The following is an 11,087-nucleotide window of genomic DNA, read 5'->3' as shown; positions in this document are numbered from 1 at the left end:
ATTCATTTACTATTGAGTTTTTGAGTTTTCCTGACGAGTTTGACCCAGTACTATTTAACCCAAATGTAAATGGTACTTTTACAGATGGACATGTTGAGTTTGGAGATTCATCTAGTCCTGTTCCTTTTGGTAATTATGTAGTGAGTATAACTGATGCATGTGGTCGTACTATAACAGAATCTATTTTTTTAGAGTTACAAATTCCTGATCCGAATGTTATAGTAAGAAATAATGGTTGTTTTTCTGAGCTTGGAAAGATAAGAATTAGCGTAACTGATTCTGAATTAGCTTCTGCAACTATAATTTCTGCGCCTACTACTTATAGTAATACTTTGCCTTACGATGTGACTCCAAATATAAATAGCTTAGGTACTTTAGTATTAAACAATCTTCCTTTAGGTATCTATACTATCCAATTTGTAGATGATTGTGGTTTTTTTAGAGAAGAAGTTATGGAAGTTCCTGAATTTGTTGAGAAAATTTTTGCTGATGCAACATTACCATCGTGTGATACAGGATATGGTTCTGTACGTTTAAGGAGTGGTAATGGTCATTTAACAGAGGTAATTATTATTAATGCACCTGTAAGTTTTGGGCAATCGACTCCTTATGATGTTAGTTTTAATATAGAGTCAGGCAAGTTTTACATGAGCGATCTTCCTGAAGGCGATTATATATTTAAAGCGACGGATATTTGTGGTATAATGCATGATATGCCTGTATATATAGAAGGATATAATTTTTCTGATCAAAATAATTTTGATTTTATACCTAATTGCGGTTCTTTCTCAGTAAAAATGACCGATACTAGTAATGGAACAGAAGGTGCAAATTATTGGTTGCAAAAACTTGATATCGGAACGGGAAATTGGGTACATCCGCAAACTAGTGCTATTTATACTGAGGGTAGCGTACCCAATAGTACAACTGGAATAAAACTAGTTAATAACATTACTAAAAATAATTTAGCATATTCAGGTACATTTAGAATACTTAAAAAGTTTGAAACATTTAGCAATGGTACAGCCGTAAATACTATATGTATAAGCGATTTAGGTCAGTTTAGTTATGATCATGGATTGTCTATAGGTAGTGCTTATGCTATGGCATGTGTAGGGGAACCTAATGACGTGTATCTTGAATTTACAGGATATCCTATATCATTCAAAATTATTGAGAAAGATGGTGTGTCAGTTATGATAGATAATGGAGCAAATAATATATTTAGAGAGTTAGAACCTGCTGTATATGTTTTTAGTTTAGAGGATGCTTGTGGTAATATAGTTACCCAATGGTTTAATTTTCAAGAACTACCATCTATTGCTGCTGCAAGTCAGCCTAATGATATGTTAGTATGTGCAGAGCCTAGATCTTTAACAAACTCTGAATTTCATTTAACAGACCAGAATGAGCAAATTCTAGGACCTCTTTTTAGTGCTATGTACACAATTACTTATCACTTATCACAAGAAGATGCTGATAATAATGATAACCCATTACCAGAGTACTATACTAATATAAGTAATGGTCAAACTATATATGTTAGACTAGTACATAATGAAATAGATATTTGTCATGGTACTACATCATTCCGATTATTTACTGGAGATTATCAAGAGCCACAAATTACTACTACAGGTACTGTGTGCGATGATATTGAGTTGGCATTAACAGCAGAAGCTGGATATAGTAATTACTTATGGTCTACTGGAGAAACTACAAGAACTATTTATATAAACGAGCCAGGAACATACTCAGTTATAGTAGAAAAGTATTATGGTACAGAAGTTTGTGATGGTTTTACTGAGATAGAAGTTAAGGCTTCTGAAAAACCAGAGATTGTTAAGGTAGAGACTACAGACTGGACACAAGATGATAATACTATTACAGTTCATGTTGACGGAAATGGAAGTTATGAATATTCTATTGATGGTATGAACTACCAAGAGAGTAATGTTTTTGAAAATTTAGAAACAGGTGTATATAATGTACTTGTACGAGATATGTATGGCTGTGGTAATGATAGTAAAGAAGTTGTATTAATGTATTACCCTAAATTCTTTACCCCAAATGGCGATGGTGTAAATGAAAAATGGTATATAAAGCATGCCATTGTAGAGCCTAATTTTAACGTTGCTATTTATGATCGTTATGGTAAATTTATAACATCTTTAAACGCTACAAGTGACGGATGGGACGGTACTATGCAAGGAGCAAGTCTGCCTTCTACAGATTATTGGTTTGTAGTAACACGTGAAGATGGTAGAGAATTACGCGGACATTTTTCTATGATTCGATAATGTAATATAGATAAATTTTACTCTAATAAAAAGACCACCCTTTCACTAGTGAAAGGGTGGTCTTTTTATTAGGTATTAATTTCAAGGTCTCTAATATAATCTTCATACTCATAGAAAAAGCGTTCAAAGGCATCCATTTTTTCATTAAAGAAATCAAAAATAGTATTCCACGATGCTTTATTATATAGACTAATTCCTGTTTTTTCTATCCATATTCGGCTTATTGCTTTACCATTTTCTAGATAATAATCACGTTCTATAATTGCATCGGGCAAAAAATCATCGAGCAATATCGTTTTTAGAGATTCTATTTTTTCAAAATATATTTTTCGCTTATCATCTTCCTTCGGTTCGATATCTAAAAGCACCATTGCCTTTTTGTTATCTACATAAAATTTAAAGGATACATCTTTTATACGCGTATCATATAAAATCCATTTTCGAGGATAAGTGTCTGCAAATGTTGTCCAAAATTCTTTTTTTATTTGCTGTGCTTCGGCTTTACTAAACATGTATAATTTTTAGGATGCTATTTTTTAAAGTATCTTTAGCGGTAATTTACAACGAATGAAGTTTACCGATTTTATAAAATATATTCCAAAAATACAAAAAGAACAGCTACCAGCTGCTCTTGCTCATATTAAAATGGCACCTCTAGGAAGAGAGGTTACTCAATCGCCAGAATACTACGCAGCGAGAGAACCTAAAAAATCAGCAGTAATGATGCTTTTTTATCCTAAAGATGGAGTTACTCATCTTACACTTATAAAACGTAATACTTATCCAGGTGTGCACTCGGCACAAATTTCTTTTCCTGGCGGAAAGGTAGAACTAGAGGATAAAAGCCTTGAAGCTACAGCAGTAAGAGAAACATGTGAAGAGGTGGGGGTTAGCTCTTCGGAGATTGAAGTTATTATGCCGTTTTCTGAAATTTATATACCACCAAGTAATTTTCTTGTATATCCATTTTTAGGACTGGCAGTAAATACTCCTAACTTTAAACCTGATATTGTAGAGGTTGCCGAAATTATCGCATTGCCTTTATCGGAATTTCTTGATGATTCAATTATTATGGATACCGAGATGAAAACATCATATGCACCCAATATTAAGGTACCAGGATTTAAAATACAAGAACATTTTGTATGGGGGGCTACCGCCATGATAATGAGTGAGCTTAAAGAAACGATAAAAAGCGTGCTATAAAGGCACAGTTTTTGTAAATTTGCTTATAGATTTAATACTAAAAATGGGATTATTTAAAAGAAATCCTTTCGGACATATACTTTTCCTTAAAAAATGGCTAATACGCTCTTTTGGTATGATTACCCATAGGCGATATAGAGGCTTTAATGAATTGAATATAGAAGGGTCTGAAATTATACGATCATTACCAGATAGAAATGTACTGTTTATATCTAACCATCAAACATATTTTGCTGATGTAGTAGCCATGTTTCATGTGTTTAACGCTAGTTTAAAAGGACGTGAAGACACTATTAAAAACATAGGCTATATATGGAACCCTAAACTGAATATATATTATGTAGCCGCTAAAGAAACAATGAAAGCAGGGTTACTACCAAGGATACTTGCTTATGCTGGTGCTATAACTGTAGAGCGCACTTGGCGTGCTAAGGGTAAAGAGGTACAACGTGAAGTGAACCCTAATGATACCGAAAATATAAGAGAAGCTCTAGAAGATGGTTGGGTGATAACTTTCCCACAAGGTACTACCAAACCTTTTAAACCTATCAGGAAAGGGACGGCACATATTATAAAGCAACATAAACCTATAGTAGTACCTATTGTTATAGATGGTTTTCGTCGTTCTTTTGACAAGAAAGGACTTAGGATGAAAAAGAAGGGAATATTACAATCGTTTATTATAAAAGAACCACTAGATATTGACTATGATAATGAAAGTATCGAGTCTATTGTAGAGAAAGTAGAATATGCTATAGAACAGCACCCGTCTTTCTTGAAAGTAATACCTACCGAGGTACTCGAAGCACAAGAAGAGTTAAACAAAAAACGACAATGGGAATATTAATATAATAATTATTGTGTCGTAACAAAAAAAGAGGCTTTAAGCCTCTTTTTTTGTTGTAAATTGTTTTCTTTAATAAGAAAAATAATATGTTTATGTTTTATTAACACTTAAGTGTGTTGTATTATCTAGATTTATAGAAATAAAAACAGTAACCAATTTTAAATTATATAATTATGAAAACGAAGTTTTTTTTAGCAGCAGGGCTATTAGTTACTGCTTTTGGGTATTCTCAGACAACCAGCTATTTTTTTCCGACATCTGGTACTACTTTAGCTAATACTCCAGGTACTGTAGGTTCTGCCGGTACATACATAGGTGCTGGGACTGGACATTCTGTAACTGCACAAACAAATTGGAGTACTTTTGTAGGTTTTCGAGCAGGGTATAATACATCGGGTAACTCTACAATGAATGAGTTAGCATTTGCAAATACATTTGTTGGAGCATATGCAGGTAATGAAAATACTATTGGCTATGATAATGTTTATATAGGTGCTGTTGCTGGGAGAGAAAATAGGGAAGGTATCCATAATGTTTGTATTGGTTCTGAAGCTGCGGTTGATAATACTGATGGCAGTAGCAATGTTATTGTTGGTGCTGCGGCTGGGGCACAGAGTATTGGGAGTTCAAATATTTTTATAGGTAAACAGGCAGGGTTTAATAATCAAGGCAATCAAAGTGTATTTATAGGTCATTTAGCAGGAAGTAATGAAGTCCTTGGACATAGGCTATATATAGCTAATAGTAATACTCCAAACCCTTTGATTTATGGAGAATTTGATAATAATATATTAAAGTTTAATGCTCAAAAAGTGGGTATTGGCTTTGAAAATGGAGGTTTTGGAGATTTCCCTACTAATACATTAGTAGATTATACTGATTATAGACTTTTTGTACGTGGTGGAATATTAGCTGAAGAGGTTAGAGTAAGGCTTCAAGCTGTTTGGGCTGATTATGTTTTTGCAAATGATTATGAACTTATGCCACTTAATGAAGTAGAGCAATATATAACAGATAATGGGCATTTACCAAATATGCCAAGTGCTGAGGAAGTAGAAGAAGATGGAATAGCATTAGGTAATATGGTGAAATTACAACAAGAAAAAATTGAAGAGCTTACATTACACCTTATAGCGCAAGAAAAAGAAATGAAAGAGCTTAAAGCTCAAGTTCAGCTATTACTTAACAAGCAATAGGTATGAGAAAGTTAATAACTATACTCGCGATAACCATAACTATGGGAGCATTTGCTCAAAGACCATGTGTAAATGGTAGTTTTGAATATGTTTGGGGCATTTATCAGGATTCAGAAGCATTTAATGATTCTCAATTTAATTTTACATACGAATCTGGTGTTGAATCAGTAGATTGTAATTATGATGTCATAAGCGACGATAATTCGGGGATTGATGTGCTATTTTCAGAAGTAGAATACAACAATTTCAACACTAAAGTTTCAGTAGTTGATGATGGCTTAGAGCCTAATCTATTTGCGGAATCTGTCTCTATACCTAGAGTTTATGAAGGTAATCAGGCTATAAAATTAAATGATAGTTTAAATAATAGTAGTGTTACCTCAATGGGGTTTGCATTTGAAGTAACACGACCCGTTATTAGTTTTAAGTATTTGCTTGTTGCAAATAACCCTGTGGGGGTAAGTTCGGGAAATTTACCTCACTTTATTGTAAATTTATTTGATGATTCAAATATACTACTTGATACCTTTTGCGTTATAATTGAAGTAAATGATCCTGATTTTCAGAGTACAGGTACATCTGCATCAGATTTTTTATATAGTGGGTGGCAATGTCTTGAATTTGGAATTGATACTACTTTAACAGCGAGGGCAAGACTTCAGTTTATTGTAGCTGATGATACTGAAAATGTAGGTTTTCATACTGCTTATATAGATAATATTTGTGATGAACCATGCTGCCTTGAGTGCCCTGATATTATAACACCTGTAGGAACAGGTATGATTGATGAAGAAGAGGCTGAAATTTGTATATATGCAAGTAATTCTATAACAGGAACAGGTTCCGCAATATACCATGCTGGAACAGAAGTGGTGCTTGAAGATGGATTTGAAGCCTTGTATGGAACCATAGATAGATTTTATATCGAAGGTTGTTCTGGTAATTTTGCAGCACGACCTGCGAATCCTAATAATGAAGATAAAGTCGAGAATAATCTAGAAGAAATTAATAATAGTTTAGATAAAGGATTTATAGTATATCCTAACCCAGTTCTAAACGAACTTAATATAGTAACTGTTCAGGATGTTGTTATAACTAAAGTAAGTTTATATGCCATAGACGGTAAATTGATACTACAGGCTATGCCAAACGGTAGTGCTAAAACAAATACTATTGATATCAGTTCAGTATCTAAAGGTATTTATGTACTTTCCGTTGAAACGAATGATGGCAAAGTAACATCAACAAAAGTTTTAAAGAATTAAGTTTTATTTTTTATTGTAAAATGAAAAGCGAGGCAAATGCCTCGCTTTTTTAGTTTCCAATACTGTTTTCTCCTTGTTTTATATCATCGTTTAAGATATTGCCTTCTTCTTTTGCTAATTTATTTTTAGAAGGTATTTTGTAGCTTAATGAAAAACCGACTCTTCTAGAATCGTAACTACTATTATATATAAAGTCAGTTTCTACAATACTAAATTTTTGTTTATTGGTATTGAGTATATCATTTACATACAGCGAAACTGATAAATTATCGGATAAGAATTTCTTAGAAAATGTTAAGTCTAGGCGTTCATTAATTGGTCTTTCCGATTTATAGTAATAGTGATTCCCTCCTACATTACTAGTATTGTAACTTGCTACAAACTTAATTTTTTTAGGTAAAATAATTTGCGACATCAAGTTTATATTCCAAATGCTTTTTGTGTCAACGTTTGGTATATTATGCATTTGATTTCCTACATATACATATAAGAAGTTAATCTCGTCAGGGTTAAAATCGAATTGTAGCGTTTTTTTAAGTCCCTTTGTAAAAAGCATATAAGGGATAGGAATACCAAAATTAAAATTACGGATAGTAGCATCAGGTATATTTTCAGAAATACTGGCAGCACCATTTTCAGTACTGATTACTCTATCAGTAATTTGATTGTTAGCATTGGTTATAGAGTATCCTATAAAGAAATATTCATAAGCATTTACTTCAATTTCATAATTATTGAAAATGGTTGGTTCTAGGTTCGGATTACCAAAGTATCCTATATTAGGGTTTTGGTAGCGTGTATTATTAGGGTTTAGTGAAGCAGTGTTAGGTAAGCTTATTTTCTTATTATAGTTTGTCTTAAAATAAATTTGTGATGTCAGCTTGTACTGAATTGTTGCGTTAGGAAAAAAGCGAGTCTGATTGAAAGGAATCAAATTATCTGTATCGGTATTTCCCTCAATGTCATACGATTCTAATCGTCCACCCACTATAAATTCAAATTGCTTGTAGAGTGCTTGCACTTCAGTATAGGCAGCTAAAGATGTTCTTGTATACTCTAGGTTTTTTATATTAAAACTTGTTGCATCAAAATCTAAACGATCGGCTAATGCTCCAGCACTAATTTTTGTATTATCTAAGAAATCTATTTGTTGAGAATAATCTGTTTTAAATTGATAGAAGTCTTGATTGCTATTATTGTCTAAAACAGGATTCTGGTTAATTCTAGAATTTAGGTTAAAGTCGCTATCGTTATTATTATAATTGAAACGAAAGTTTAATTTTTTAAAAGGGTCATCAAAACGTTTTTGATAGGTAAGCATTACATCATGATAGTAGCCTTTTGATTTACTTTTATCATTTGAGGTAAAACCCGAACCACTAGCATCTACATCAGTACGATTATTGTTTGTATTGATGTCGTAGTTAACTAATAAGCGGTCTTTTCTAAAATCAAATTTTAATCCTGTCTTTAAATAATAAAAACGATTAGTTCTATCAGAATAATTTTCCGAAAGTATTGCATCAGTACTAGTAAATTTACTTTTACGATAACTTTCGGTATAGCTTTGTCCAGCCTGTATTTGCCAGCTAAATAATTTATTTGCTGCACTTAGGGTAAGACTATTATTAAACCGGTGTCTTGATTTATCATAATTTGTATAACTGTACCCGTTAGAATAAGTAGCGCTTAAATATTTTTTTGCCTTTTTAGAAGAGATGATATTAATAATAGCACCGCCTGACGTAGCTGGAAATTCTGCTCCTGGGTTTGTAATGATTTCTACTTTTTCTATAGCATTGGCAGGCAACCCTTCTAAATAAGTATTAAGTTCGTTAGAGTAGATATTCAACGGACGTCCGTCCATATATACCTGTAGTTGCTTTCCCTGATATAACATTCCTGCTACATCTGAGATTATGAGTCCTGGTAGTTTTTTAAGTCCTTCAAGTAAAGATCCTGAGTTTAAATAGGCTTGTTCAGAAAAATCGAAGATGGTTCTGTCAGCTTTACGTTCTACTGCTTGTTTCTTTTTTTCTAGTACTAATACATCTAGTTCGGTATTCATCTCTTTAATACTATCGTTAACAGTTTCATTTTGAGAAAATAGTGTAAATGAACTAACTAGGAAAAGAACAGAAAAACAGTATTTCATTATAGTGTTTTTAGGACTTAATGACTACATAGCAGTATATAGTGATAAGTTATTAGATATTTTATATTTTATATTTTTTGAACAGCTATAAAGATAAAAATTATTTTATAGCCTCTACTTTATAACCTTTTTTTCGCAATAGATTTATAACACCGTTTTCGCCTGGTAGGTGCGCTGCACCTACGCCAAAAAAGGTTGGTGTGGTTTTGGCAGCTTCCTCTATTTTAGCAATCCAGTTTTTATTTCGGTTGTCTAACATTATATCGCTGTGGTCGTCATACATTTTATTTTCTTCTTCTTTCATAAATGCCATAATAGCATTTAAGTCTTTGCTGTTGTATATGGCTAGCATTCGCTTGTATTTCTCTTTATCTGCAGCCATATCATCTTTAGCGCTTTTTACTAGCTCTTCTATTTGTTCTTCATAGGGAATAGCATCAAATATAGCCATTTGTGCCGCTACTGTTTCTAGTCCGTATATCTCTTCGCCTTGTTCGGCAGTAACTTTCATTAGCTCTCCTTCTATAGATTGCATAGGGCAATCTATCATTTTTGGTAGTAGCATCATGCTTATCATCATAGGTTTAAAATTATCTACCATTTTTGCCGACATTCCTACATTTTTTGTCAGCAGCTTATCTATCGCATCAAAATCTTCGACACTTACTAGTTGACTCATTTTTTTACCATCTTTCATCATCATGTCGCCCATCATTTTTGTTTGCATTGTAGGGTCGTCCATATCTATTTCAAGATAAAGTTGCTGGGTAGCATCTAGTGCTGCAAGTACATTATTATCCAATGTAGCATCGCAGGTTATATGTATAGTGCCATATAAATAAGATGGCTCACTAAGCCCATTACCAGATATTTTCCAGAGTAAACTATTTTCTGTTTTTTGTGAAAATCCAAGTACTGTTACTAAAAGAGTAACTCCTGTAATTATTAATTTCAGCATAATGTTTTTATTTAAAAGTCTAGTTTTTTTAGTTCGTTATAATTTCTTTTCAAACGCTTAAGGAGTGTACCATATATTAGTTTATAAAGTAACCATACTATGAATATGAATACTCCTAAAAGGAGAATTGTAAGTCCAAAGTATACTAGATAGAATTTCATTGTGTCTCCATTTTCTTCAGACTGGTGTAGCGCATTAATAAGACTAGGATCGTAATAAAAGAATAAAACAAGTATTAATAATGAGCCTATCATCATATAGGCTAAGTTTATAAAAATATAATTAGATACTGCTTTTCTTGTTTTTAATATATTTACCATAAGTGTCTTGGCATTATCGGTAGCATTTATCTTTTTGTAATTGAGATAAAAAACAACGGCAAAATAAATTATTATACCATAACTCAATATTGTCATAGGTATAGTAATGTAATCAATATGCATATTGTTAATTCTTTGCGATCCTTGACTGTCTTTCATTAAAAACGAAAGTCCTATCCAGAATATAAATTCAAGAATACTGATTATGAGTATCCACTTTACAATAGATGATGAACCTTTATGTAGCATGGCATAAATTTCTTTTTCAGAAAATTTAGGATACTTACCTCCGTTTTTCTTCCAGTCGTTTTTTAATTTATCTAATGGTTCCATAGTCCTGTTACGGATTTAATATTTTTTTCAATTTCCCTTTTATTCTGTTCATTTTTACCCTAGCATTAACTTCGCTAATACCTAAGGTTTCGGCAATTTCACTATAGTCTTTATCTTCCAAGTACATAAACACTAATGCCTTGTCTATATCGTTTAGCTGTTGTACAGCTTGATATAGCAGTCTTAAATGCTCTTCCTCTTCATAATTATATTCTTCTTGGTTTATTTTGTGTAGCGTGTTGTCAAATTCTATAGTATTTACCGTTCGACTCTTCTTTCGGTATAGTGTAATAGCGGTGTTAAGCCCTACGCGATATGCCCAAGTGGTAAACTTAGAGTCGCCTCTAAATTTTGGATAGGCTTTCCAGAGTTGTATGGTGATTTCTTGGAAAAGGTCTTTGTGAGCATCTTCACCATTAGTGTAGAGCCTACATATTTTATGTATCAGGTTTTGATTTTCCTGAAGTTGCTGTACGAAAGATTTCTCCATTACTGAGTCCATACTGC

10 protein-coding genes (1 of these 10 cut by a window edge) are annotated in these 11,087 nt (G+C 32.7%); 5 read left to right on the top strand and 5 right to left on the bottom strand.

The window, feature by feature from the left end:
* Positions 1 to 2,300 carry the 3' portion of a T9SS type B sorting domain-containing protein gene (locus tag DVK85_RS12615; RefSeq protein ID WP_162845346.1) on the top strand. 961 nt of this gene lie to the left of the window's left edge, so 2,300 of the gene's 3,261 nt are visible here — the last part of the coding sequence; its start codon lies beyond the left edge, outside the window; the stop codon is at positions 2,298 to 2,300.
* A gap of 68 nt (positions 2,301 to 2,368) precedes the next feature.
* Here the strand turns inward: DVK85_RS12615 and DVK85_RS12610 are convergent, their stop codons facing one another.
* A complete protein-coding gene (locus DVK85_RS12610) occupies positions 2,369 to 2,812 on the bottom strand; it encodes a DUF4268 domain-containing protein (protein ID WP_114678786.1) in 444 nt (147 codons plus the stop codon).
* 55 nt (positions 2,813 to 2,867) lie between these two features.
* Between DVK85_RS12610 and DVK85_RS12605 the strand changes: the two genes are divergently transcribed.
* The 4 genes from DVK85_RS12605 (at position 2,868) to DVK85_RS12590 (ending at position 6,814) form a co-directional block, all read left to right on the top strand.
* Complete coding sequence (locus tag DVK85_RS12605; protein WP_114678785.1) at positions 2,868 to 3,506, top strand: NUDIX hydrolase; 639 nt, start codon at positions 2,868 to 2,870, stop codon at positions 3,504 to 3,506.
* Positions 3,507 to 3,549: 43 nt separating this feature from the next.
* Entirely contained in the window at positions 3,550 to 4,353 is an 804-nt protein-coding gene (locus DVK85_RS12600) for a lysophospholipid acyltransferase family protein (RefSeq protein ID WP_114678784.1), read from the top strand.
* Between the two features lie 173 nt (positions 4,354 to 4,526).
* A complete protein-coding gene (locus tag DVK85_RS12595; protein ID WP_114678783.1) occupies positions 4,527 to 5,549 on the top strand; it encodes a hypothetical protein in 1,023 nt (340 codons plus the stop codon).
* A gap of 2 nt (positions 5,550 to 5,551) precedes the next feature.
* The gene (locus tag DVK85_RS12590) at positions 5,552 to 6,814 is read left to right on the top strand and encodes a T9SS type A sorting domain-containing protein (protein WP_114678782.1); all 1,263 of its coding nucleotides are present in this window, start codon (positions 5,552 to 5,554) and stop codon (positions 6,812 to 6,814) included.
* Between the two features lie 49 nt (positions 6,815 to 6,863).
* Here DVK85_RS12590 and DVK85_RS12585 read toward each other — a convergent pair whose 3' ends face one another.
* The 4 genes from DVK85_RS12585 to DVK85_RS12570 all read right to left on the bottom strand — a co-directional run bounded on the left by DVK85_RS12585 (position 6,864) and on the right by DVK85_RS12570 (position 11,082).
* A complete protein-coding gene (locus tag DVK85_RS12585) occupies positions 6,864 to 8,969 on the bottom strand; it encodes an outer membrane beta-barrel family protein (RefSeq protein WP_114678781.1) in 2,106 nt (701 codons plus the stop codon).
* A gap of 100 nt (positions 8,970 to 9,069) precedes the next feature.
* Positions 9,070 to 9,927, bottom strand: a complete 858-nt coding sequence (locus DVK85_RS12580; RefSeq protein WP_114678780.1) for a TraB/GumN family protein — start codon at positions 9,925 to 9,927, stop codon at positions 9,070 to 9,072.
* 11 nt (positions 9,928 to 9,938) lie between these two features.
* On the bottom strand, positions 9,939 to 10,580 hold the full coding sequence (locus DVK85_RS12575) for a hypothetical protein (protein ID WP_114678779.1): 642 nt from the start codon (positions 10,578 to 10,580) through the stop codon (positions 9,939 to 9,941).
* A 7-nt stretch (positions 10,581 to 10,587) separates the two neighbouring features.
* Entirely contained in the window at positions 10,588 to 11,082 is a 495-nt protein-coding gene (locus DVK85_RS12570) for an RNA polymerase sigma factor (protein ID WP_114678778.1), read from the bottom strand.
* Positions 11,083 to 11,087: the final 5 nt, after the last annotated feature.

Source organism: Flavobacterium arcticum, assembly GCF_003344925.1.
In the GTDB taxonomy this organism is placed as follows: domain Bacteria; phylum Bacteroidota; class Bacteroidia; order Flavobacteriales; family Flavobacteriaceae; genus Flavobacterium; species Flavobacterium arcticum.
Note: the sequence above shows the minus strand (reverse complement) of the source record. Positions and strands in the feature narration are given on the sequence as shown.

Bases quoted from the DNA above. Each gene is read 5' to 3' on its own strand.
- DVK85_RS12605 (WP_114678785.1), top strand. From the start codon at position 2,868: ATGAAGTTTACCGATTTTATAAAATATATTCCAAAAATACAAAAAGAA.
- DVK85_RS12590 (WP_114678782.1), top strand. From the start codon at position 5,552: ATGAGAAAGTTAATAACTATACTCGCGATAACCATAACTATGGGAGCA.
- DVK85_RS12585 (WP_114678781.1), bottom strand. From the start codon at position 8,969: ATGAAATACTGTTTTTCTGTTCTTTTCCTAGTTAGTTCATTTACACTA.
- DVK85_RS12595 (WP_114678783.1), top strand. From the start codon at position 4,527: ATGAAAACGAAGTTTTTTTTAGCAGCAGGGCTATTAGTTACTGCTTTT.
- DVK85_RS12580 (WP_114678780.1), bottom strand. From the start codon at position 9,927: ATGCTGAAATTAATAATTACAGGAGTTACTCTTTTAGTAACAGTACTT.
- DVK85_RS12610 (WP_114678786.1), bottom strand. From the start codon at position 2,812: ATGTTTAGTAAAGCCGAAGCACAGCAAATAAAAAAAGAATTTTGGACA.
- DVK85_RS12570 (WP_114678778.1), bottom strand. From the start codon at position 11,082: ATGGACTCAGTAATGGAGAAATCTTTCGTACAGCAACTTCAGGAAAAT.
- DVK85_RS12600 (WP_114678784.1), top strand. From the start codon at position 3,550: ATGGGATTATTTAAAAGAAATCCTTTCGGACATATACTTTTCCTTAAA.
- DVK85_RS12575 (WP_114678779.1), bottom strand. From the start codon at position 10,580: ATGGAACCATTAGATAAATTAAAAAACGACTGGAAGAAAAACGGAGGT.